Below are 23,055 nucleotides of genomic sequence, written 5' to 3'. Positions count from 1 at the left end.
ATGTCAACGAATCAAACATATATATGTCAAAAAGACGATATTTGTCTTGTAGCCTATCCAAAGTCGGGAAATAACTTCTTATTATTTCTCGTCGCCACATTATTATATCGAAAAAAAATGGACTGGGCCACGAAAGGAGAGATGATTCAGAATGTAGCAAGCGAACCAATCGAAAATCTCCCTTCCCCGCATCTTGTATGGAGCCATGACAGTTATGACCCATCCTATCCTCAAGTAATTTACCTGGTAAGGGATCCAAGGGATGTTGTTATTTCCTATTATCATCATTTCCAGAAATATCATGGAGAAAGCCGTGACTTTGATGCTTTTTTTGTTGCTTTTATGAAGGGCGATATTGTGCCCGGAATGTGGGACACGCAGATAGAAAGCTGGCTCGATAATCAGGAGAAGGTCAAAAACGGCTTTCTGCTTGTGAAATATGAAAATCTTCTTGCAGACGCGGCGAAAGAAGCAAAAAGAATAATAAACTTTTTACACTTAGACAGAACCAAACAAGAAATCAATGAAGCAGTCCATTGGGCTTCTTTCGATAATATGAAGGCATTGGAAGAAAAACAAAAAGAGCATATAAATGGGTCTTCGCAATTTACCAATCCTGCGCTGCCTTTTGTAAGAGAAGGCAAGGCAAATAAATGGAAATCGGTTTTAAGCCAAGAACAGCAGCAGCAAATCAATAAAGCTTTTGATAAGACTTTATCAAGACTAGGGTATAAATAACACGAAACTTCATCCAGTGGGAATTTTACGGTCGGTTCTCTATGATAAAACGCTAAATCAAGACGTCTTCTAAATCTAGAAGGCGTTTTTACTTCAGGAAGGGGTGATGAACCAATGCTAAATCTATTATTGATTGCGGCCGATACTTCTCGCTTTACGAATAATAATTATGCTGATTTGGAGCAGGAATTAGCAAAAGTGACAAATTTAATGGTGTATCGAAAATCTGGTCCGATTAAAAAAATATTGCGTAAAGTATCTGACAAACCGGATTTTATTTTAATTATAAATGATGTAGGGAAAACATTTGCCCCTGTTGTTACAGGCTTAGCCGATATTGACACGCCTGCAGGTCTGATGGTAAATGATGCGCATCGTTTTGTGGAACAAAGAAGAAGGTTTATAGCGCGTAATCAAATCAAGACATTCTTTGTCATATGCCGGCATAATTTTTACCAGCATTACCCTCACCAAAAACAGCATCAGGTATTTTTTCTCCCCCAATTCGTGAATACCTCCATCTTTAAAGACTATGGCAATGTGAAAACAATCGATTTGATGATGCTGGGTGAAATAGCCTTCCCGCAGATCTACCCGTTAAGAGAAAAGATATTACAGCATTATCAAGAAAGTCCTCATTTTTATCATCGTCCTCACCCGGGATGGCGAGATTTTACAAGCGAACAGGCGGAGCAATCATTAATTGGCGAAAATTATGCCAGGACCATCAATCAGGCGAAATTATTTTTTGCCTGCGGCTCCGTACGTCAGGTTGTGACTTTTAAATATTTTGAGGTGCCGGCGTGCCGCACCTTGTTAATGGCGCCGACCTTACCAGAGCTTGAGGAGATTGGCTTGATACCGGGAAAGCATTTTGTGGATATAAACGAGGAAAACTTTTCGGAAAAAGCGGCATACTATCTGCAACATCCGAAAGAACGGGAACAAATAACCGAAGCTGGCTGGCGCTTTGTTCATAATCATCATTCAACCGCTCATCGGGCAGAGCAATTAACCCGGCAGATAAGGAGCATATTATAAGGACTTATGTTAGCTTTTATTTTAAAAACCCATCAAAAAAATAGTGAGTCTTCCTTTACAGGAGAGCTCACTATTTTTCATTTTTTTCTGGGGGCTGTCCCAGGTCCATCCCTAAAATTAGTGTTTTTGAATATGTTCCATTCCTTTTGTACCTCTTTACAGATTGTTGTATTAAAAAAGAGCTTAAACTGTAATAACATTTGCCTTGATAAGAATTTGTTCAATTTCACTGAATGACATTAATTCATCATCCGATTGGTATCGGGTGAATCCTGCCTTTGGTAAGCCGGCATACCTTTTCTTCACCTCTTCGGAAGCATTGTCTGGCAAAATAACATAGTAATTTTCATCATATTTATAAGCGTTCCGGGATTCCGAATTTGACACTAATACTTCATGGATTTTCTCACCTGGACGAATGCCAATTTCCTTCATATGAATTGCTTTTTCAGCAAAGTGTTTTTCCAGAACACCAATTAAATCGACAATCTCACATGCTTTCATCTTCATAACAAATATTTCCCCGCCAACTGCTTTTTCGGAAGCATATATCAGTAAATCAATGGCTTGCGAAACCGTCAGGAAAAAACGCGTCATTTCTCTGGATGTAAGCGGCACGGTGTGATGTTTGACAATCTGTTCTTTAAAAAACGGAATCGCACTGCCATTTGTCCCAATAACATTGCCTCCGCGGATACAGACAAAGCGCGTATGATCGCTTAATTGGTCAGCCTGAATGATTAATTTTTCCCCGATTGCTTTTGTCAGTCCATAAAAGTTGACTGGTTCCACTGCTTTATCTGTGGAAACGTCAATGACTTTCTTCACTTTTTGGTTTAAACTTGCTTTGATGATATTCTCCGTTCCGTTTACATTGGTTTTTAACGCTTCTAAAGGCTGTTCTTCACATATGGGTACATGCTTCAGTGCGGAAAGATGGAATAGATAGTCCACATTTTTTGCTGCTCCATTTACCGCTTCAAAATCTCTTACATCTCCAATCACAAATTTTAAGCAAGGATTATCCAAGAATTCTCTTTTCATTTTTACCTGAGCAAATTCATTACGTGAAAAAATCCTTATTTCCTTCGGTTGAAATGAAAGCAGCTTTTTGACAAGTTCATGTCCCCAGGAACCGGTTCCTCCGGTAATCAATATCGTTGTATTTTGAAACACATTTAAACACTCCTCCAGGAATAATGCCTATTGTTTTTATCATCAGGATAATAGATACATTGGAACACCACTGATGACTTGGATGACAGGAATTTCCCTCAAACAGGTATCAACGTTCGTTTATTCCCTGCTTAGTTACTGACATCATTACATTCAAATAGGTTCTAAATCAATTTATGAAAAAACTAGTAGACTGTACATGATAGACGTTTAAATAAAGATAAAAGAGGCAGCTGCTGCGGGTCCAAATTTGCTGTCCATATAGTTAGAGCCTTTCATTAGATGCTGACCATTTTTGCATATGACGTACAACCCTATTAAAAATACTGGAAGATTAGCGAGGTTAATCAGCTAGATTAACAAGACTATTAAATTGTTTAGAAGACCGTTGATTTCCAGTGATATATCCAGCGCAGTCCTCCGTTTATATTAATCACTGATGAGGTATCCTTTCATTCTCAAATAAGAAATGATTGTCTGTACCGATTTCTCTATACTCTCTACATCCGTACTCACTGTAATTTCCGGCTTCTCCGGAGCTTCATAAGGTGCATCGATTCCAGTAAACCCTGTAAGCTTACCAGCACGTACTTTTTTATAAAGTCCTTTGGGATCACGCAATTCACATGTTTCGATACTTGCATCTACAAATACCTCAATAAATTCCCCATGTTCCATCAGGTTACGTACATCATCACGATCTGCACGATACGGTGAGATGAATGCTGTCAATACAACCAATCCGGCATCTGCCATCAGCTTGGATACTTCCCCAATCCGGCGGATATTTTCTTTACGTTCTTCCGGCCTAAAGCCAAGGTCTTTATTCAATCCATGGCGGATATTATCTCCGTCCAAACGATAAGTCCGGACACCTAAGTGATGCAATTCTTTTTCCAGTTCAACCGAAATAGTCGATTTTCCGGAACCGGACAGCCCGGTGAACCATATTACAGCACTCTTATGGTTATTCAAACGCCTCCGATGTTCTTTTGTTACTTTCGAATAATGCCATTTTATATTTTCTGATTCAGGCATAAACAATTCCTCCTAAAACCATTGTTGATAAATAATCAAAACAGACATCACCATGACGATTAGACTTAGCGGAAGTCCTGCTTTTACGTAATCTGTAAACGTATATCCGCCAGGGCCATATACAATCAGATTTGTCTGGTAACCGATTGGTGTAACAAAACTTGCCGAAGCGGCTATCGCAATAAGGACAGCTATTCCCATTGGATCGACTTGAAGTGTGTGTGCCATTTCCATTCCAATCGGAAGCATGATAACAGCCGCTGTGCTATTGCTTACCATTTCTGTGAACAAATTCGTCAAGAAATAGATCATAAACAATATAATCAGCAGCCCCAACGGCTTGCCAACGTCCAACAAGACATCTGCGATCCATTCCGCCAGTCCTGTTTTTCTCATCGCTGCGCCAATCCCGAATGAACTGGCAATCAGCAATAATACATTGAAGTGAACATATTTTTTAGCTTCTTGAGGTGTAATAATTTTCGCAGCCAAAAATACTAATACAGCTAATGCCATCGCTTTAAACATACTGAGCCATCCAAGAGTTACTGCCCCAATCATCCCGAGCAGCATGAGAATGGAAAACCAGCTTTTTTTTGCACTCTGTTTCAGGACTGCGGGGGTATCCAACGAAGATACAACAAAAAAATCATTCGACCGCTGGTATTTCTCAACAAAATCTGTTCCGGTCAAAAGCAATAAGGAATCCCCGGGCTTCAAAACGATATCCCCAATTTTGCTCTTGATCCGTTCATTATTCCGGTGTACTGCAATGACACCAGCATCATACCGTGAACGAAACTGCGACTGTTTAATGGACTTGGATAAAAGGGATGACTGGTCGGAAACCACAGCATCCACTAAATTGATTGTTCCATCCTTCAAATCATCCAGATCAATATTCGTCCCTGTTTCCAGCTCCAACCCTTTTATCTTTTTCAGGTCTGCAATGGTTGAAATCAAGCCGGTAAAAATCAAGCGGTCCCCTACTTGAATAACCGTTGTGGACCTGACCGGTGAAATCCGTTCCTTCCCGCGGATAATCTCAATCAGATAAAGCCCTTTTAAATCTCGCAGGCCGACTTGCTCTACACGCTTGCCAGGCTTCCCGAAAGCTTCTGTTACTTTCATTTCCGCAATATATTCCTTCGGTTCTTCCTTCAGTCTCTGGCTGAAGCCTTTGTTATCCGGCAGCAATTTATATCCGATTGTAAATAAATAAATGAGCCCGACCAACGTTACTGGAATGCCAACGGCAGCTAAAGTGAATAACGAAAACCCCTCCAACCCAAAATCCAGCAGTAAACCATGAATAACAAGATTGGTAGACGTTCCCATTAGCGTTATCATCCCGCCCAGAATAGTAGCATATGACAATGGGATCAAAAACTTTGATGGAGCGATTCCGCGGTCTTCACACCATTTTTTAATAATGGGGGTGAGGGTCACCACAATCGGTGTATTATTCAAAAAAGCCGAAAATGCCGACGTCGGCACAAAAAATCGCATCATTGAACCCCTGCGACTGCGGCTGTTTCGCAGCCATTTTTCCATCATTTGATGGATTAAACCGGTTTTCTGTATCACACCCGCAACAATGAATAATAACGCAACTGTCAGCATTCCTTCATTGGAAAAGCCGCTCAACGCCTCCTCAGCTGTCAATATGCCGGATAGCATCAATATAACCAGCACGGAAAAAATAACCATGTCTGGCCGGGCAGCTTCGAAAACCAGTGCAGCAAACATGGCCAGAAGTAAAATCAGAACAAACATCATTTCCAATGTCATTGGGTATCAGACCCTCTTTTCATACATGTTCAAAAAGAGTATTTTTGAACATGATTTATTGTTTTCGCTCCATTCCTTTAATTAGTACATCGGCAACCTCAGGACGTGAAAACTCTTTTGGCGGACGTTTGCCATTACGGAGCATTTCACGCACCTTTGTACCGCTTAAATGGACATGGTTTTCCCTGCCGTGCGGGCATGTTTTTCCAGATGCCATATTTTCACAAACCTTACAGTAAAACGCATGCTCAAATGGAAAAATCTGAATACCGAGTTCTTCTTCATATTGTGCCATCAGCAGTTGCGCATCGTACGTTCCGTAGTAATCACCGACACCGGCATGGTCACGCCCTACAATGAAGTGCGTGCAGCCGTAATTTTTGCGGACAATGGCATGCAATATCGCTTCTTTCGGCCCTGCATAACGCATGGCGGCTGGATAGATAACAAGGCGTACACGGTCTTTTACATAGTAATTTTTCAAAATCACTTCGTAGCTTTCCATCCGCACATCAGCCGGGATATCATCCGACTTGGTTTCGCCGACAAGCGGGTTCAACAGCAGTCCATCTACTGCTTCAAGAGCAGTCTTTTGAATATATTCATGGGCGCGGTGCACCGGATTACGTGTCTGGAATCCTACGATTGTTTTCCAGCCCAAATCTGCAAACATTTGCCGTGTTTCGGCCGGATCCATATAATACGCTGCAAACTGGCTGTGATCCGGACGCTGAAGCAGTGTGATCGGTCCGCTAAGATAAACTGCTCCTTTTTCATACACTTTCTTCACACCTGGATGTGCTGCATCCGTTGTCCCATAGATATGGAGTGCTTCCTTCTTTTTATCGTAGGCATACTTCTCCTCCAAGGTGATGGTCCCATAAATGATGCCATCCTTCCCTTTAAGAGCAATTTGTTCACCAATGTTAAAATGGCGAGCCTGCTCTTCTGTTACCGGCAATGTAATCGGGATACTCCAGATTGTGCCGTCCGCAAGACGTGTATGCTCCACAACATTTTCATAATCAGCCTGCCCCATAAATCCGGTCAGCGGACTGAATCCCCCTGTTCCAATCAGTTCTATATCAGAAAGCACCCAGGAATTCACCGTTATGAATGGAAGCTTTTTCGCATTTACGGTTGCTGCATCCCTTTCCTTTCCTGTTAACTCACGGCAGACTAACCTTCCGCCATGTGGCTGGTTGACCATAAAATAACCTCCGAATTCCAATTTTATTAAAGTAATATATTACAGCAGTATAGGTCGAAACAGTGCGTGACACCATTTTTAGTCACAAATAACGCCGAAATAAGACTCTGGGGTATCATTAAAATAATTAAAAGGAATAGAATACCCCGGCTATCAAGCCAGGGTATCTTTTATCCCTCTATTCTCCCAAAATGGGAAGCTCATATAATGAAACTTCATTCAGTGGAATCTTCACGGATTATTCTCCATGAAATAATCTTTTACGCCGCTACAGGAAAACGGGCGAAGTTGATTGCATCTACTGAAATATATATTTTGACATTATCTCCATAACCGCTTGTAACATCGATAACCAGGGCTAAATCTGCAGTAACTGTGGAAAGAATACCTTCGATCAAATTATTATCCGTAGCTACTTCGACCCTTGATCCAATTCGATTTGCCAATTCAGCAGCAAACGTCGCTTGAAACATTTAAACTCCTCCTTTACGAATTACTGACAAATTCAATTTTTTCAATTCGGACCAGCGCCTGTGCACCAGAAGCTTCAATAATTACAACATAATCATCCTGAACGGAAAGCAGCGTTCCAGAGATTGTGTCAAAAGGAGTAGTGACCTGCACTTGTTCGTTTACTAAGCCCAGCAGAACTTCTCTGATGTTCGTCGGCGTGCTGGGCGGTGTCGGTTTTCCTCCTCCCCAGTTACCAAAACCCAAATTTAGATTATTATTAGAATCCAGACTAAATCCGGGCAGATTTAGAGAAAAGCTATTACTTAGTGTGCTGTCATTATTGCTATCATTGGCACTATTGGCCGTAACTAAATTTTGTGATAACTGGTTTAACAAATTTACTAACCTTCTTTGCCGTTCTGTTAAATTAGCCAAGCTTGTTCATTCCTTTCCATGATGTTTTTGGGGTCGTCTTTTCAGTAATTAGAAAACCCACAACATAATTGAGAAATCAACTGCTCCTTGCTTACAGCTGATATCCCTCCTCATTTATTCCTTTTAGCGTCAACACCCAGACGGGCTGTCCTCACCATTTGGGTACTGCTTTGCAAGGAATTTGCTATTTGTGCGTCTACGCATGAAATCTCGACGTATTCCGAAGATTGAAAGATTCCCCATTCTGCTGTAACTTTACTTGCCATGGTTAGACTGTATCCCCTCTTATGCAGCAGTTATACCAGAGTGTTTGTCCCAGTATTTAGAGTCGTTATTGCTATATATCAGAGCAACATTCTTTAAGCCTCACCCTTTACTTAATAGGAAGTGGAATGGACTTTTTCAGAAAAACGTCTGTTTCATGTTATAAATAACACTCCTTTCATTTAGATATAAAATAATTTATGTTCTTTTTAATCGGTTAGATTGTACACATTCATTAAAATATCGTTTTCTGAACACAAAGGGCTGGACGAAAATCATAAAACAAAACTGCATTCTATTTTTCATGATATATTTATTAGTCTTTTTATAAGCATAAGATTCGAGAAAAAGGAAATCATTAAAATGGGAGATCTATCATTGAAGTGAGGTGATAGCAATGAAATTCAAAAAACTGACTATATGTATGATTACTTGCATCCTTTCTGCAGGAATGTTGTTTGGATGCGGTACTTCACAAGATGAGCAGCAGCAAGACAAACCATTTGAACATCCTCAGCGGGACGATTGGGGCGGTAAAGGAAATCAATAATGAATATTCATGAAGCCTCATTTAATGTTTGATGGCTTCATGAATTAGGAAGTAAGCTTATTTGAGCTCTTAACTAAACAGATTTCATGTCTCCCATTAATTTGAAGTGATTGTTCATAGACTTTGGAGATTACAGTACCTTGACCGTTTTAAAGGACTTGGAATTTGATTATGTTTTTCCATTTTTTTAAGAAAAAATATCCGAAACCGCAGTATCCTTTAAATTTATTTTTAATATCTTCCTTCTATATATACCATGCTTAGGAATTGGTGGACTCTCCCCCGTCTACATGAAGCACTTGACCAGTGACATGCCTGGAATCATCTGATGCCAGGTAAACAAAGGTCGGCGCTACTTCAAAAGGCTGAGCCATCCGGCCAAATAAATTCCCTCCAGTCAAGGCATTTTCATCTGCAGAAAAGCTTGCTGGAATTAGTGGTGTCCAAATTCGTCCTGGGGCAATCGCATTGACGCGAATCTGTCGTTTAGCAATGTTTTTGGCTAAAGAACGTGTCCATCCGACAATAGCTCCTTTGGTAGCCGCATAATCCATTAATAAAGGCTCTCCTGCATAAGTAACTACAGAGGACGTTCCGATAATGGAGCTGCCCGCTTTTAAATGAGGCAGTGCTGCTCTCGTAGTGTAAAAATGCGAGTAAATATTCAATTTGAAGGTTTGATCAAATTGTTCATCGGTAATTTCAGTCACATCATTTTGCTGAAATTGAATCCCGACATGGTTACATAGTACATCCAATTTATTAAAATGATTTATTGTTTCCATAACAATATGTTCACACTGCTTTTTTTCACGTAAATCTCCTGGTAATAATAAGCATTTTTGGTCAAGCTCCTCGATCCTTCTTTTGGTCCGGTTAGCATCCTCGTGCTCATTTAAATAGGCAATGGCAACGTCAGCGCCTTCTTTCGCAAAAGCAATTGCTGCCGCTGCGCCCATCCCGCTGTCTCCGCCTGTTATCAGCGCAACCTTTCCTTTTAATTTCCCACTGCCCTTATAATTGGGATTCTCAATAATCGGTTTGGGCACCATTAATTTTTCAACGCCCGGCTGAACCAACTGTCTTTGCTCCGGTTGTGTAAGAGGCACCTCTTCGTATTGCGTAATTTTACCGTATATCGGGTAATACGGATAAGGATCTTCTATTTTATTTTCTTCAAACCATTGCTGGTATGCCCGAATTTGTTTTAGCGCTTCCTCTGATAAGGATAGATCCCGGTCATTATTTTTGTTTTTCATAACGATCTCTCCCTCCTTTTCATAGGCTATGATTAGGCGGCTGCATATGTGAAGCAATATGGCATTTAGGCCCTTTCGTTTCCCATGCATATGTAAAACACGCCCCGTAAAACAACATAGAATTTTACAGAAGGAGGCAGTAAGTTGGAATTTGAATTTTACCCTAAGGTCAAACGCTTATTAGAAAATAAAGCAGAAAAGCTGGAAATGCACTATTTGAACTATAGCTGGAAAACACCGTCGATTAAAATCAGACCGCCATATTATACCGATCCTGTATATGAACCTTTTTATCCGCACGTCAACTAAGAGAAAAATGACAGAAATCAAGTGGTTTACTGCGGGAAAGTTTTTAATGATAAGCTATTGCTGTTTATCGCAGTGTAATTGGCTGCTACTGGGACTGTGGTTACCTGAATGAATCGGCATTAATAAAAATGGCATTTACTCCTAAATATTCGTGAGTAAATGCCATGTCTTTTCCGCCATATCTTGACTATAGGTCTTTCTTAATTTGTTCTATTTCTTGTGCTGTTAGTTCTGTTGCTTCCTTTATTTGTTCTTCATCTATTTTTAACAGAAGTAACTTTTTAGCTACTTTTATTTTTTCTTCTTCCATACCTTCATTTCTTATTTTTTCGGCAATAGACATTAACCGTTTCCTCCCTTCTATTGTTAACCGCTCCTTTACAGTCTCCACTGACAAGTCATCACGGACATGTAACAGATAAATCATTACGGTGTCAAAATAAGATGGATCATATTCGTTTAACAATTCGTCTACTGTCATAATAACATCCAATAATACTTCCATATCTTTGATGAAAATATGTTTGGATAATTCCAAGTATGCTTGTAACTTTGGATTTCCTTTTACTTCTTGATCGCCTCTTAAAGAGAAATTATAATAAATAAAATCATAATCGGGGACGTATTTCTGGATATATGGCGGGAAATGTTCGTATCCAGTAATCCAATCACTTACTTTTTTCGTTTCTTCCCATTTTTGTTCACCGTGGTAAAAAAGAATGGGAATGATTGATTTTGTTCACCCAACTATACCACCCTTGCAGTAATTTATCACAAAATTTCTTCGCGGAGAAAGAACGGAATCTCTTGCGAAAGTAAGTTTTCATTTATAGCTATAGTATATCGTTTTTCTGAATAAACACAAAATTACACTATTACCAATGAACAAGGGAAGAATGCCATGAAAAATCTGAAAGTTATTACATAAATTTAAAAATGATATGTACGGATTATCTATATGAATTCCGGCTAAAATAACATCAACACGTTTAAAGCAGCAAAAGCAGATATACCTAGGTCAGAAATCAATCAGTCTACAGCAGCTCAAAAAAACTTCCGCTTCCTTTACTTCAAATAAGGCAAGATCGTATCCAGCACTTTTTGAACCTCAGCTGCTTGCTCAGTATATAATTTCTTAGCTGCCGGATCATCTGTCTGTAGTGAAAATCCCTCTAAATCAGCCTGTATTTTCTTTAGTGAAGCTGCTAGCAGTGGTCTTTCTTCTACCTCCGTTTTTGTATATTGGTCCTCATATAAATCAACATACAAGCTGCCGCGAGAATCAATTTGAGCTAAAAAAACATCTCTTACCTCCTCAGCTCCCTGTTTTTGGACTTCTCCTATTAACCATTCCTTCGAGTAACCAAGATTCTCCAAACTCTTTTTCATTATTTTACCGTCCATAATTAAGATGGCAGGACCATGCTCCTGTTCTAATGGAACGCCTAATGTCTGCGGAGTAACCGGCTGTTGATTGGTCTTCAACATAACACTCAGCTCTCCATTTGTTTCTAAAACAGCCATTTCTACATCAGAAACTTTAAACGTTCCTTTTTCCCTTAATAGCATTAATAGCTCATTAATTGTTATTAGACTCTTCTTCATATTCTTATCTAATACCTCCCCATTTCGAATTAATATCGTTGCTTTACCATCCGTTATCTTTGAAAAAATAATTGATTTCATCCCAAGGTACGCTAGAATAATCGGGAAAAACCCCCAAATAGTCAGTGACACTAATCCATTAATAATTTTTACATTCTGGTCCACTGATAACGCAGCAGCTATGGAACCGATAGTAATTCCCACACAATAATCAAAAAAAGTGAGCTGTGAAATTTGCTTTTTTCCCATCATCCGCGCCATTAAAAATAATAAAAAGAAGGCAGCTATGGAACGGATTAGTACCAATACAATCTCAGGCATTTCCTATCCCTCAACTTTCTAAAATACGTAATATATTAGTATTATCGGACAAACTAGAGATAACGATTCATTAATACGAGGAGAATGAGAAATGAAAAAGCAAATAATCATTTTTACGCTTTTATTCATCGTCCTTTCCGGATGCGAAAATCAAGTCGGAGGAAATTATTTCTTTGACCATATTGATCAGCTGGAACAATCTTTAAACGAGCCAAAATGGGATGAAATTACAACTCAAGCGGAAGAGCTAAAAAATATTTTCAAAAATCATAAATGGAAAATCCAATTAATAGGTGATGAGGATGAGTATGAAGGATTGCATGAAAGTATTAACAATCTTATCGCGGCAGCTAAGGAAAATGATTCAACAAGTACCAGGCTTGAACTTGCTACTGTCAGATCATTTTTGGAGGATATTTATTCCTTATAATTCAAATTGGCAACACAGCTACACGACACTTATTAAAGAAAAAAAGGTCTCTCTTACATGCAGAGAACCCTTTTTCTTCCTTATAATATACTTCTGTCCCAGAAGCGATGCGCTGCAATTGCATCAATGAATTGCTTGGAAAAATCATCTGGCTGCTGCTTATTGATAACAACACCCGTTTTACTTGGTAATTGCTTTTCTTTAAACCACTGCTCCCCTTCGTTCGAGACAGCAATCGGTTTGAAATGATCAAAGGCTTCCTGCATAAACATTTTAGCCTTTTTCTCAAACATTTTATCTGCTTTCATTCCTCCGGCAATATACACAGCATCAAAAGCAACCGACGAATCCGTAAGAAAGGTATGCTTCGCTTTAAGTGTACTGTTGTCATCTGCTGTGATAGAGCCCAGTCTGTCACTTAATATCGCAACTTGAACCTTGGCTGCTTGCAGATTCTCAATAACTTTTTTTACCTCCGCCCCATTAAATCCATCTGAAATAATGACAGCTGTTTTACGCGTTTCTGCTAACTTTGGTGTGTTCTCCTGACTTAATGCAGGCGACGTTTTAGTTACCTTGCTTTGAATATTGGCAGGCGGTACGCTCACATCAAGTTTTTGTGCAATCGCAGCAGCCAGCCCGTGATCCACTTTACCGAACATATCGACAATCTTTTGTTGCACCGGCTTATACTGTACTTTTCCAACTTCAAAACTAAATCCATCAATAATATGCTGCTTTTCCGCATTACTCATGCTATTCCAAAATAATTTGGCTTGACTGAAGTGGTCTTCAAAGCTTTTACTCCGGGATTGAATTTTTCTTCCCTCAACCTTTTCCTGATAGTGGGCAAATCCGCCACTCTTTTCATCTACTGTATGCGGTGAATTACCTGCTAAAGCATTATTTCGATAAGAGACTTGTCCCTTATTAATCGTTTGTCTGTGAAACCCATCCCGCTGGTTATTATGGAACGGACAAACAGGGCGGTTAATCGGTATCTCATGAAAGTTTGGACCGCCAAGACGGAGCAGCTGGGTATCCGTATAGGAAAATAAGCGTGTTTGCAGCAACGGATCATTCGTAAAGTCGATTCCAGGTACAACATTCCCCACATGAAAAGCAACTTGTTCATTCTCCGCAAAAACATTATCTACATTTCGATTTAAGGTCATTTTTCCAATAATACGGACAGGAACATCCTCTTCCGGCCAAAGTTTCGTGGAATCAAGAATATCAAAATCAAAGTTAAACTCTTCTTTTTCTTCTAAAATTTGGACACCTAGCTCGTATTCCGCATAATTCCCCATATTAATGGATTCCCACAGATCACGGCGGTTAAAATCAGGATCTTTCCCGCCTAGTATTTCCGCTTCATCCCACACAAGGGAATGAGTCCCTAATACCGGTTTCCAATGAAACTTAACAAAATGAGCTTTGCCCTCATCGTTCACAAATCGAAACGTGTGAACACCAAATCCTTCCATCATTCGAAAGCTTCTGGGAATCGCCCGATCACTCATCAGCCACATAACCATGTGTGCACTCTCCTGATTTTGTGAAACCCAATCCCAAAAAGTATCATGAGCACCGCTTGCTTGCGGCATTTCATTATGCGGCTCAGGTTTGATGGCGTGGACAACATCAGGAAATTTCATACCATCTTGAATAAAAAAGATAGGAAAATTGTTGGCAACTAAGTCAAAGTTTCCTTCCTCTGTATAGAATTTCGTTGCAAATCCTCTAACATCTCTGGGGGTATCCTTAGAGCCGCGTGAACCGACAACCGTAGAAAAACGGGTGAAGACTGGGGTTTTTACATTCGGATTTTGCAGAAATTTTGCTTTCGTATAAGGTTTCATCGATTCATATAACTCGAATTCTCCATGAGCAGAGAAGCCGCGTGCGTGCACAACACGTTCCGGGATTCGCTCATGATCGAAGTGGGTCATTTTTTCACGGAAATGGAAATCTTCCATTAAGGTAGGGCCTCTTTCCCCGGCTGTTAAAGATTCCTCATCCTCCGATAATTTCACACCTTGATTCGTGGTCAGCTCTTTATCCTCGCTATCCGCACTCCGAAAATATTCTAATTGTTCATTTTTACTATTTGCATTTATTTTTTTATCTTCATTTATCATATGGTCGAACTCCCTTTCTAAATGGAATAACACGTTATTGTTTAAGCTGACAATTGATTAAAATCGCAGCTAAACAATATGCCCCTCAAAAAACAGGAGGGGCCAGTTTTTAATGTAAAGGGGGTTTTTGCGATGGTACAGCAGCAGGTGCATACCCTTCCTGCATCTGCATCATATCTTGCGGTGTCAGCTGCGGAACCTGATAATATCCATGTTTGTTTTGGTATAGAGAAATTTCATAAGCCATTTCAATACAATTGGGTACAGAATCTGCAAGCACTCTGCGAACCACGGGATTCGTAACCTCCAGGGCTGCTCCTGCTTTGGCTGGCACAGTTGATTTAACGGCATTTAACATGCTGTTAGCAATTGTTTCATCATTGATTTCTGTGGATGCTTGCATTGGCTTTTTCGGCTGCGAAGCTTTTAATCCATAAGTGAACTGATTATCTTGCTTCATTTCATAAGTTTGTGTAGGTTCTGCAGGCTTTTGTCCTGTTTTAAAAGATTCTAGCGTAATATTATACTCCTCTTGCATGAACGCTTTTTGACGTTCTAAAATATCGCGAAGCTCCGGATCCCTGACATGCTCGTTCAGCATTGTAAAGGTGTTCATCGTATTAATTGCTCCTGATAACACCTCGTGAACATCAAACATTTCATGGCCTCCGTGGTTCATTTGCGGCGGGACAGCATTTGTATTCATTTGCTCGTTTTGCATTTGGTTATTTTCCATAAAAATCCTCCTAGTTCGTTTTCCTTCAATAATATGGTGCTAAAATAATGGTCAAATATACGCTTTTTTTTAATCATCGAAGAAAATGTAAAAGAAATGACTGCTGGAACAAAAGAAAAGCAAATAATTACCGGATAAAATTTAACATCATTCGAATGTGCCAACAGCTGAAAAAATTGGATTTAAGATGGCTCATATATTTTTTAAATATGTACAAGATATACAAGAAATAATTATTACAAAGGGGAGATTCTAATGGCTCAACAATCAATTGATGTAAACCAATTAACTCAAGCGAAAGCAATTGTTACATTAACGCAGGAATTGTTAACACAGGCTATCGAAAAAAGCACCTCAGATCAAGCACTGGCCCAAGAAGCGATTAAGCAGGCTTCTACTGAAATTGCTTCAGCTCAAACAACGGTAAGTCAAGTTCAAAGTGCCATCATGACCCAGCAATCAGAATCTTAATAGTAAAAATAATGACCCGCGCACCAATCATCTGGAGCGCGGGTCATTTTCTTGCAATAAAACGAAACTTCACTCTGCGGGAGTTTTACGGACGGTTCTCCGTGATAAATTACGGATGATACGATGGAGTTTCTTTTTTTTATTGCTGAGCCTCTTGCTTCGAAACAAAGTCTAAAGAACAGGAAAGAAAAAGAAATAGATTTTACTGTTCATACATCCATTTTCGGCGGCTCCTCCATCCAGCCATTATTGAGCATAATCGTTAACCCTTCCCTTGCGTATTGATAAATATCTTTAGCCTTTATTCCAAGACTCGCATTCAAATCATTACGCATACTGAAATTAGCACCGAAGCTTTGGGATCCAAGAGATACGTTACAGAAAAAGAAGGTTGTCATCATCATGAGTTTATCTGAAAAAGGCGCCGTTGTTGAACTTGTCACGGTACCTCCAGGGGTAGCTGGTGACTGAATATCATCCCGGAGAAGAATTTCCCCTGTTTCATTTAAAATTTCTTTAGAAAGCTCCTTCCCTTTTGTAAAATATTTTTGTACCTCTTTATCCTTGGCACATTGGGCAAAACCCGCCATCAATTGCATACCGGTAATATTAACCTCAATACTTTGATAAAGGTATGAAAATTCTACCGTATTCAGGGTGCGTTTATTGCCAAAAATATTTGTCCCTTTCGTGTAATTCTTGTCCGTAATGTAATCTACCGACTTCGGCATAGAAATATAGTTTGGACGGGGAAGAAGTCCTTCTTCCAGTAAATATTGAGTGAAATGATTATAATAGGTCTGCGAAATTTGAATAATATCCATATAAAGCTTAATAATATCTTCGCGATAAGAAACGGTTATATGCAGAGCGTACATAGACAGACTGAGCTTTTTTAATATCCGGCAAAGCATAATATCAAAACCATTTTCATATAATCTTGGTGCGTTCAGGTACACATCTTCATGCGTAAAACCTTTGGGGGATGCTGCGCCTTCCGCTTGAATCATCATTTGCATTTCTTCGACTTTGGGATGAAGTACTTCCCATAATCCTGACATGAGATTTCGGGCTTTTTCATTCTCTGCAGTTTCTATAAAATATTCCAAATATCGAAGAATCAATGTTTTCTTCTGATACGTCATCCACAGAGCACCGAGTTCTGAGGAAGTCATTTTAGGTTTATTGGGCATTAGCGCGTTGCCTCCCTATATTTATTATTCGCTTTAAAAAGTAGTATTTGGTTTTTTTATGAATGTATACATATTCCTGCACCCCAAAACGATAAGAGATATTCTTGGCATCTCATCCAATCCGCACTATCTCATGCGCTTAACGTGATGTTCATACTGCACCGGTTGTACTTATGCATTTTTGTCCTTTGTCAGGCAGATTATTTATGTTCCCAAAGAAAAGACACAGCCCTATCGGCATGATAACATTGTAAATAAACTAGAAATTGAGGCTGTAAACCATGAAACAAAAAAAGAATGTAAACGAATGGCAGATGATATATTTATACAGAAGCAGTGGATTTTATATCCGAAAATAAAAGGAAGAAATGAGGGGACTGGATGAAGGAATATATAGGTACATGTGTAACATGCAATAAAGAAATTTACTGTAAAGACGGCTTTTTAGATGGTGTAAACGAACAGGGCCGCTTGTATTGTTTTATTTGCTCAGAAGAACGGCAGCAGGAAGCGGAATATAATAAAGATTAAAAAGATCAATGTCTTTAGTAACAGTATTTTTCTAACCAATTGTCCTCAACACGTATTGTATCATTACAAATAAAACGAAACTTAACTCAGTGGGAGTTTTTCGACGCACAAATGTTTCCGATGGGGCGAGTAATCGCAAAAGCACTTCGATGGGACGAGTAATCGCAGTCCCAGTCCCAGGATGTGCTAGTGCAGACGTTGCGACAAATGTTTTCGGTGGGGTGAGTAATCGCAACCCCAGGACGTCGCGAACTTAGTCTGTTTCCTTAGTTCCCCACTGAGTTAGCCTAAGTGATTCAGGGAGTTAGCGTCCCTTATCTCCCGCCTAAATAAATTTATTTTCACGCTTTATTTTGAGGCGGGAGTTTTACGGACGCTTCTCTGTGATAAATCGTCCAAGGAAGTCAATTCACCAAATGGCAGGACTGCTTTGGGTCATACCTTTCATATTCTTTGGAAATACAGATTTTTGAGGTCTAGTTCAGAAAAAGCTGTATAAATAAAGAAAGAGCATCTTTTTACAATGCTCTTTTTCCATACTATGTTCGATTCCAAAAACGATGCTCTGCAATAGCAGAAACAAATTCTTCTCCAAAGTCGGTATTATTCGCAGCAAAAACAACACCAGCTAAATTATTATTTTGGGATGCTTGAATATATGGATGCCCCGTAGAAGCAACACCGATTGGTTTATAGTGTTGATAAGCTGTATGCACATATTCTGTAACTTGAGAATCGAATTTTGCCTGATGCTTGGAACTGCCGCCAACAATATAAAGAGAGTCAACCAGATAGGGACTTGTCGTAATAAAAGTGTCATCCACTTTAAGTTCTCTTCCCCCGGCACCAGTAACGGTACCAAGCCTGTCACTGATGATGACAACAAAAACGCCATTTTGTTTTAAAATGTCCAACGTCTCGGTGACTTCACTGCCAAAGCCATCACCAATCAGTACACCTACTTTTTGCGTATAAGCATAACGAGGGGTATTGGACTGGCTAAGAGAAGGGTAGCTTGCAGAAACAGACACATTGGATCCGCTTGGCCGATTCACTCCAATGTTATCAGCAACAATCGATGCCATTTCCTTATCAACATGGACAAGCTGTTTATCAACCACCTGCTGCCGGACAGATTCGCTTTTTACTTTTCCAACCTGATAACTTAATCCTTCGATTGTATGCTGCTTTTCAATCGGGGTTAAACTATTCCAAAAAATCCTCGGCTGCGAATAATAATCTTTAAACGATTCGCTCCGGGCTCTAATTTTATAGCCATCTACTTTCCCTGGGTAATCTTTGTAGCCGCCCTCTTCTGGAGGCACTGTATATGGCGTGTTATCAGCCAGTGAATTTTCATGATAATTTACCTTGTCAACATCGATACGTTGTCTCATAAAGCCCCGCCGCTGGTTATTATGAAATGGACAGACAGAACGGTTAATTGGTAATTCCGCATAATTGGCACTGCCTAGCCGATGGTTTTGCGTTTCTCGATATGCCATCAATCTGCCCTGCAAAACGGGATCATTAGAAAAATCAATTCCCGGAACAACATTGCCAGGATTAAATGCAACTTGTTCTGATTCTGTAAAATAGTTATCAATATTTCGATTTAATGTCAATTTACCAATCATTTGAACAGGAACGAGCTCCTCCGGCCAAAACTTTGCAGGGTCAAGCACATCGAAATCGAATTTAAACTCATCCTCCATCGAAATTAATTGAACACCCAGTTCATATTCAGGATAAGCCCCCTTATCAATGGCCTCTCGAAGGTCCCTTCTATGGAAGTCGGGGTCGAGCCCGCCGATTTTCAGCGCTTCATCCTGCAGCAGGGAGTGCACTCCAAGAACAGGTTTCCAAACATACCTCACAAAGGTTGCGACATCCTGGTCATTAACAAATAAATACGTATTAATCGACCATGATTCCATCATTCGATAGCTTCTTAAAATCCCGCGGTCAGACATTATCCACAGTACCATATGAAGGGCTTCATCGTTATTAGCAACATAATCCCAGAAGCGATCATGGGCTCCGCTTGCCGTTGGGATATCATCAGATTGCTTAGCTTGGTACGCATGCATCGCATCCGGAAACTTCATCGCATCTTGGTTAATTAATACAGGCATGGCAATCGTTGTCAGGTCAACATTTCCTTCTTCGGTATACAGCTTAACGCCTTTGCAGCGCAAGTCTCTCGCGGTATCATACGATCCTTTAGCCCCTTGCACCGTAGAAAAACGAACAGTTATTGGCGTCTTTTTCCCGGCTTCCTGCAAAAAACCGGCCTTTGTCACATGCTTCATGGACTGATAACATTCAAACTCACCATAAGCACTGTAACCTCTTGCATGAACTACTCTTTCCGGTATTTCTTCATGGACAAAATGCGACATTTTTTCAAAAAACTCATAATCCTGACGTAAGGAAGGTCCGCGTATACCAGCCTTTAATTGGTCCTGGTCCTGTGATCTCTTTTTCCCTTCCTGTGTTGTCATCGGCTTCCCTGAATCCTTTACGCGAAACTGATCTAGTTGGTCCTGCTTAACGTCTCTATTATCAGAATGTTGATTTCTTGATGATTTCTCATCCACACAATCACCCTTTCAAACCTTTAGATATACATACCATTTCTATATTTACGTGATTTTTCTTAAATTAGAACGCCTTTTTTATAACAGCGTGAGGGATTCCGAGCATGAACTGCCTAAAATCATCCTTTCTTTGGATTACTGAATCAAAAGTTATATTCGAAAATCTCAGCATGATTAAAGAGAATGCGTTGCTTTTGTATGCCTACTCTATACACTCTATACGCTGGAATATACTCCATTGACAGCGTAGTTTATTGTGTTTTATGCGGATGAAAAACTTTCCTTCCCTCCAAACAAATCGCTTGCTCAGCATATTTTTTCAGGCATTTCATATAGTATTAGGAATCCATAAGAGGAGGTAATTTAGATGGATGATGCAAATGTTATAAGACAGGGGTTACATTTACAGGGACTGCCGATCTGCGAGACAGACATTCCATATATCCAGCAGATACGCTGCACGATGAAATTATCTCAACATGCCCTCTCTGCTTTTCCATACTTAAATATGGAAGTACCCATCACAATTGTTGATAAGGAATTGCTGCAATGACAGACATATCCTTCTTAACTGCTACAGAGCTCGGCCCGTTACTCAAGTCACGCCAGCTGTCTCCCGTAGAGTTGACAAGACACCTGTTGAATCGAATGGATACATTTGATTCAACGCTTAGAACGTATATTACACCCCTCCATGACTCAGCCCTGAAACAAGCAAAAGAAGCGGAAGAAAACATCATGCGCAGGAATTATATCGGTCCGCTCCATGGAATTCCGATCGGCGTCAAAGACAATTACTACACAAAAGGAATACGGACTACGGTCGGCTCCAAACTTTTTATAGATTTTATCCCTAAAAAAAATGCAACAACTGTAGATAAATTGTTACGTGCTGGCGGCATTATGCTGGGAAAACAAAATTTGCATGAGCTTGCGGCTGGATCTACTGGTACAAATCCGTTTTTTGGAAACACCCGAAACCCATGGAATATTCAATACATGCCAGGAGGATCCAGCGGCGGTGGTACTGCTTCTTTAGCAGCTGGTCTGGCAATACTTGCAACTGGATCAGACACATTTGGATCCATTCGCTTACCCGCTTCCATGTGCGGTGTTTACGGATTAAAGACAACCTATGGATTAGTCAGTACACATGGCATTTTCCCAACCGCTATGTCATTAGATACTGCAGGCCCCATGGCAAGGTCTATTTCTGATTTGGCATGGATGCTTTATTATATGGCAGGGTTCGATGCAAATGATCCAGGGAGTTTGGATATACCTGTTCCGAATTATATGACAGATTTAAATAATGGAATCCAAGGAATTAAAATTGGTATCCCTGCATACTTTCTCCAAGACCTGGCCCCTGATATAGAAAGCCTTTTTAAACGTGCCGTGGAAACACTCCGCTATTTAGGTGCTGAAATAGTGGATGTAGAAATTCCTGAATTAGCTTTATCAACCTTTTCCGGTTATACGATAGCGGCTGGCGAAGCAGCTGCTTTACATCACCAATGGCTCCAGACGCATTCAAACGAATATTCTGCAGACATACGGAGTTTCTTTCTGACCGGCGCTTTAACTGAGACACCGCAATATATTCAGGCGCAGCAGACCCGAAGAAAAATGGTGAAAGGTTTTGAAGAAGCTTTTAAACAGGTCGATATATTGCTCGGCCCAACCATACCTATCACACCTCATATCTATAGGGAACAATGGGTTGAGCAAAATCTGGAAGTTATCAGAAGATGTCTGCCTTTTACTGTTCCAGCTAATTTAACCGGCACACCAAGCCTCGGCGTTCCAATGGGTTTGGACAGTAAAAGCCTTCCAGTTGGGATGCAATTTATTGGGAAGCCTCTCTCCGAAAAATTGTTATTGCAGGCAGGGAAAGCTTGGGAAAGCACCAATCCATTAAGGAATAGTATTCCTACTTGAAGAGAGGATGCTTCATTTTGTGTGAGTCATTCGAATTAATTTAAAAATGCCTCCACTTTTTTATCTGTTGTCTTACAATGATTTTCACATACATCCCACAAAAATAAGGCTTACATTAATCCTTCTCAACTAACAAAATATGGCTTTCGAAATAACGAGTGTTTTTTTGATAAAGGGGTAAAATATAATTCGAGGACGACATTTGTACTGGAAGCTCCTGCTTCAGGCAAGGCTTCAAAAATGAATGTATTTCTCATAAAGAATACTGGGAGGGCTTTCCATGGATAACAATAAACGTAATTTTGACCGCAATGAACGCAGAAACCGCAATAATGAAAACCGCCAAAATCAAGAAATTAACAACGTGGAATTTGCAAATGAGAATGAATTTATTGACGAGAATGCTTTCGAAGAAAATAACAACAACAACCGCAACAACGAGCGACGCAATAACCGTAACCGCAAATAGTTAAGCCTTGTTTGTCAGATACCTGAATCACCGGAGAAAAAAATCCGGATTCAGGTATCTTTTTTACAGCTAAATTTTTGGAGGATTTAATTAAATTTTGCCTTTTTAGCAATTAGTTTTTTAACCTTTTCGCTCCTACCTTTCAAAACCTTTTCTTGGAACCTCTTTCCATCATGTGTTTTTAACTCAACCTTGCTGTTTAACACGTCCATTTTATACAGCTTTTCTTACAGAACTTTTAAAATGAAGAAATTGGTTTGACTTTCCTCTTTTCCCCTCCAAAATTTGCTTATGATAAAAACATGCTTCTTAGCAAATAATACATTTAATTGATAACTAATTACGTCCATAAA

Annotated in this window: 23 protein-coding genes; 10 read left to right on the top strand and 13 right to left on the bottom strand. The window is 39.8% G+C overall.

All coding sequences use genetic code 11. The features are described from left to right. Entirely contained in the window at positions 1 to 738 is a 738-nt protein-coding gene (locus MKY65_RS10360) for a sulfotransferase domain-containing protein (RefSeq protein WP_339184547.1), read from the top strand. Positions 739 to 852: 114 nt separating this feature from the next. Further along, a complete protein-coding gene (locus MKY65_RS10355) occupies positions 853 to 1,779 on the top strand; it encodes a glycosyltransferase (RefSeq protein WP_339184546.1) in 927 nt (308 codons plus the stop codon). A gap of 183 nt (positions 1,780 to 1,962) precedes the next feature. Here MKY65_RS10355 and MKY65_RS10350 read toward each other — a convergent pair whose 3' ends face one another. From MKY65_RS10350 to MKY65_RS10325, 6 genes are all read right to left on the bottom strand, one after another. Further along, complete coding sequence (locus MKY65_RS10350) at positions 1,963 to 2,955, bottom strand: polysaccharide biosynthesis protein (RefSeq protein ID WP_339184544.1); 993 nt, start codon at positions 2,953 to 2,955, stop codon at positions 1,963 to 1,965. A 429-nt stretch (positions 2,956 to 3,384) separates the two neighbouring features. Continuing rightward, positions 3,385 to 3,993: an adenylyl-sulfate kinase gene (gene cysC / locus MKY65_RS10345; RefSeq protein ID WP_339184542.1), complete on the bottom strand. Its 609-nt coding sequence runs from the start codon at positions 3,991 to 3,993 to the stop codon at positions 3,385 to 3,387. A 12-nt stretch (positions 3,994 to 4,005) separates the two neighbouring features. Further along, on the bottom strand, positions 4,006 to 5,784 hold the full coding sequence (locus MKY65_RS10340) for an SLC13 family permease (RefSeq protein ID WP_339184540.1): 1,779 nt from the start codon (positions 5,782 to 5,784) through the stop codon (positions 4,006 to 4,008). 55 nt (positions 5,785 to 5,839) lie between these two features. Next, positions 5,840 to 6,994, bottom strand: a complete 1,155-nt coding sequence (gene sat / locus MKY65_RS10335; RefSeq protein ID WP_339184538.1) for a sulfate adenylyltransferase — start codon at positions 6,992 to 6,994, stop codon at positions 5,840 to 5,842. Between the two features lie 260 nt (positions 6,995 to 7,254). Next, a complete protein-coding gene (locus MKY65_RS10330; RefSeq protein WP_339184536.1) occupies positions 7,255 to 7,467 on the bottom strand; it encodes a hypothetical protein in 213 nt (70 codons plus the stop codon). Between the two features lie 13 nt (positions 7,468 to 7,480). Next, complete coding sequence (locus MKY65_RS10325; protein WP_193064075.1) at positions 7,481 to 7,882, bottom strand: DUF2642 domain-containing protein; 402 nt, start codon at positions 7,880 to 7,882, stop codon at positions 7,481 to 7,483. Positions 7,883 to 8,543: 661 nt separating this feature from the next. Between MKY65_RS10325 and MKY65_RS10320 the strand changes: the two genes are divergently transcribed. Continuing rightward, positions 8,544 to 8,696 carry a hypothetical protein gene (locus tag MKY65_RS10320; RefSeq protein WP_175297052.1) on the top strand — a complete coding sequence of 51 codons (153 nt, stop codon included), beginning with the start codon at positions 8,544 to 8,546 and terminating at the stop codon, positions 8,694 to 8,696. A 260-nt stretch (positions 8,697 to 8,956) separates the two neighbouring features. Here MKY65_RS10320 and MKY65_RS10315 read toward each other — a convergent pair whose 3' ends face one another. Further along, complete coding sequence (locus MKY65_RS10315) at positions 8,957 to 9,955, bottom strand: SDR family oxidoreductase (protein WP_042533622.1); 999 nt, start codon at positions 9,953 to 9,955, stop codon at positions 8,957 to 8,959. Between the two features lie 144 nt (positions 9,956 to 10,099). On the opposite strand from MKY65_RS10315, the gene MKY65_RS10310 reads away from it, so the two are divergent. After that, positions 10,100 to 10,264, top strand: a complete 165-nt coding sequence (locus tag MKY65_RS10310) for a hypothetical protein (protein ID WP_339184532.1) — start codon at positions 10,100 to 10,102, stop codon at positions 10,262 to 10,264. Positions 10,265 to 10,451: 187 nt separating this feature from the next. Here the strand turns inward: MKY65_RS10310 and MKY65_RS10305 are convergent, their stop codons facing one another. Both MKY65_RS10305 and MKY65_RS10300 read right to left on the bottom strand, forming a co-directional pair. After that, entirely contained in the window at positions 10,452 to 10,985 is a 534-nt protein-coding gene (locus tag MKY65_RS10305; RefSeq protein WP_339185200.1) for an Rpn family recombination-promoting nuclease/putative transposase, read from the bottom strand. 344 nt (positions 10,986 to 11,329) lie between these two features. Further along, positions 11,330 to 12,190, bottom strand: a complete 861-nt coding sequence (locus tag MKY65_RS10300) for a DUF421 domain-containing protein (RefSeq protein ID WP_339184530.1) — start codon at positions 12,188 to 12,190, stop codon at positions 11,330 to 11,332. A gap of 91 nt (positions 12,191 to 12,281) precedes the next feature. Here MKY65_RS10300 and MKY65_RS10295 point away from each other — a divergent pair, with 91 nt between their 5' ends. Further along, on the top strand, positions 12,282 to 12,620 hold the full coding sequence (locus MKY65_RS10295) for a DUF4363 family protein (RefSeq protein ID WP_339184528.1): 339 nt from the start codon (positions 12,282 to 12,284) through the stop codon (positions 12,618 to 12,620). An 80-nt stretch (positions 12,621 to 12,700) separates the two neighbouring features. Here the strand turns inward: MKY65_RS10295 and MKY65_RS10290 are convergent, their stop codons facing one another. Together MKY65_RS10290 and MKY65_RS10285 are read right to left on the bottom strand one after the other, a co-directional pair. Further along, the gene (locus MKY65_RS10290) at positions 12,701 to 14,761 is read right to left on the bottom strand and encodes a catalase (protein WP_339184526.1); all 2,061 of its coding nucleotides are present in this window, start codon (positions 14,759 to 14,761) and stop codon (positions 12,701 to 12,703) included. A gap of 109 nt (positions 14,762 to 14,870) precedes the next feature. Next, positions 14,871 to 15,497, bottom strand: a complete 627-nt coding sequence (locus MKY65_RS10285) for a spore coat protein (RefSeq protein WP_339184524.1) — start codon at positions 15,495 to 15,497, stop codon at positions 14,871 to 14,873. Positions 15,498 to 15,752: 255 nt separating this feature from the next. On the opposite strand from MKY65_RS10285, the gene MKY65_RS10280 reads away from it, so the two are divergent. Beyond that, complete coding sequence (locus MKY65_RS10280) at positions 15,753 to 15,968, top strand: hypothetical protein (protein WP_339184522.1); 216 nt, start codon at positions 15,753 to 15,755, stop codon at positions 15,966 to 15,968. 209 nt (positions 15,969 to 16,177) lie between these two features. Here the strand turns inward: MKY65_RS10280 and MKY65_RS10275 are convergent, their stop codons facing one another. Further along, positions 16,178 to 17,161 (bottom strand): DUF3231 family protein, encoded by a 984-nt coding sequence (locus tag MKY65_RS10275; protein WP_339184520.1) that lies wholly within the window; start codon positions 17,159 to 17,161, stop codon positions 16,178 to 16,180. A gap of 381 nt (positions 17,162 to 17,542) precedes the next feature. Between MKY65_RS10275 and MKY65_RS10270 the strand changes: the two genes are divergently transcribed. Next, positions 17,543 to 17,692, top strand: coding sequence for a hypothetical protein (locus tag MKY65_RS10270; protein WP_339184518.1), 150 nt, complete (start codon positions 17,543 to 17,545; stop codon positions 17,690 to 17,692). A 539-nt stretch (positions 17,693 to 18,231) separates the two neighbouring features. On the opposite strand, the gene MKY65_RS10265 is transcribed toward MKY65_RS10270, so the two are convergent. Next, complete coding sequence (locus tag MKY65_RS10265; RefSeq protein ID WP_339184517.1) at positions 18,232 to 20,292, bottom strand: catalase; 2,061 nt, start codon at positions 20,290 to 20,292, stop codon at positions 18,232 to 18,234. A 367-nt stretch (positions 20,293 to 20,659) separates the two neighbouring features. Between MKY65_RS10265 and MKY65_RS10260 the strand changes: the two genes are divergently transcribed. The 3 genes from MKY65_RS10260 to MKY65_RS10250 all read left to right on the top strand — a co-directional run bounded on the left by MKY65_RS10260 (position 20,660) and on the right by MKY65_RS10250 (position 22,702). Further along, positions 20,660 to 20,845: a hypothetical protein gene (locus tag MKY65_RS10260; protein WP_339184515.1), complete on the top strand. Its 186-nt coding sequence runs from the start codon at positions 20,660 to 20,662 to the stop codon at positions 20,843 to 20,845. Next, a complete protein-coding gene (locus tag MKY65_RS10255) occupies positions 20,842 to 22,233 on the top strand; it encodes an amidase (protein ID WP_339184514.1) in 1,392 nt (463 codons plus the stop codon). The genes MKY65_RS10260 and MKY65_RS10255 overlap by 4 nt, the downstream gene beginning before the upstream one ends. 280 nt (positions 22,234 to 22,513) lie before the next feature. Next, the gene (locus MKY65_RS10250) at positions 22,514 to 22,702 is read left to right on the top strand and encodes a hypothetical protein (RefSeq protein ID WP_339184512.1); all 189 of its coding nucleotides are present in this window, start codon (positions 22,514 to 22,516) and stop codon (positions 22,700 to 22,702) included. The last annotated feature ends 353 nt before the right edge of the window (positions 22,703 to 23,055 follow it).

This window comes from Oceanobacillus sp. FSL W7-1293 (assembly GCF_037969815.1).
Classification (GTDB): Bacteria; Bacillota; Bacilli; order Bacillales; family Amphibacillaceae; genus Oceanobacillus; species Oceanobacillus oncorhynchi.
Note: the sequence above shows the minus strand (reverse complement) of the source record. Positions and strands in the feature narration are given on the sequence as shown.

Excerpts from the sequence above, each read along its gene's own strand:
- MKY65_RS10360 (WP_339184547.1), top strand. The coding sequence starts at position 1 with ATGTCAACGAATCAAACATATATATGTCAAAAAGACGATATTTGTCTT.
- MKY65_RS10270 (WP_339184518.1), top strand. The coding sequence starts at position 17,543 with ATGAAGGAATATATAGGTACATGTGTAACATGCAATAAAGAAATTTAC.
- sat (WP_339184538.1), bottom strand. The coding sequence starts at position 6,994 with ATGGTCAACCAGCCACATGGCGGAAGGTTAGTCTGCCGTGAGTTAACA.
- MKY65_RS10255 (WP_339184514.1), top strand. The coding sequence starts at position 20,842 with ATGACAGACATATCCTTCTTAACTGCTACAGAGCTCGGCCCGTTACTC.
- MKY65_RS10260 (WP_339184515.1), top strand. The coding sequence starts at position 20,660 with ATGGATGATGCAAATGTTATAAGACAGGGGTTACATTTACAGGGACTG.
- MKY65_RS10315 (WP_042533622.1), bottom strand. The coding sequence starts at position 9,955 with ATGAAAAACAAAAATAATGACCGGGATCTATCCTTATCAGAGGAAGCG.
- MKY65_RS10300 (WP_339184530.1), bottom strand. The coding sequence starts at position 12,190 with ATGCCTGAGATTGTATTGGTACTAATCCGTTCCATAGCTGCCTTCTTT.
- MKY65_RS10330 (WP_339184536.1), bottom strand. The coding sequence starts at position 7,467 with ATGTTTCAAGCGACGTTTGCTGCTGAATTGGCAAATCGAATTGGATCA.
- MKY65_RS10295 (WP_339184528.1), top strand. The coding sequence starts at position 12,282 with ATGAAAAAGCAAATAATCATTTTTACGCTTTTATTCATCGTCCTTTCC.
- MKY65_RS10340 (WP_339184540.1), bottom strand. The coding sequence starts at position 5,784 with ATGACATTGGAAATGATGTTTGTTCTGATTTTACTTCTGGCCATGTTT.
- MKY65_RS10250 (WP_339184512.1), top strand. The coding sequence starts at position 22,514 with ATGGATAACAATAAACGTAATTTTGACCGCAATGAACGCAGAAACCGC.
- MKY65_RS10275 (WP_339184520.1), bottom strand. The coding sequence starts at position 17,161 with ATGCCCAATAAACCTAAAATGACTTCCTCAGAACTCGGTGCTCTGTGG.
- MKY65_RS10290 (WP_339184526.1), bottom strand. The coding sequence starts at position 14,761 with ATGATAAATGAAGATAAAAAAATAAATGCAAATAGTAAAAATGAACAA.
- MKY65_RS10285 (WP_339184524.1), bottom strand. The coding sequence starts at position 15,497 with ATGGAAAATAACCAAATGCAAAACGAGCAAATGAATACAAATGCTGTC.
- MKY65_RS10355 (WP_339184546.1), top strand. The coding sequence starts at position 853 with ATGCTAAATCTATTATTGATTGCGGCCGATACTTCTCGCTTTACGAAT.
- MKY65_RS10280 (WP_339184522.1), top strand. The coding sequence starts at position 15,753 with ATGGCTCAACAATCAATTGATGTAAACCAATTAACTCAAGCGAAAGCA.
- MKY65_RS10320 (WP_175297052.1), top strand. The coding sequence starts at position 8,544 with ATGAAATTCAAAAAACTGACTATATGTATGATTACTTGCATCCTTTCT.
- cysC (WP_339184542.1), bottom strand. The coding sequence starts at position 3,993 with ATGCCTGAATCAGAAAATATAAAATGGCATTATTCGAAAGTAACAAAA.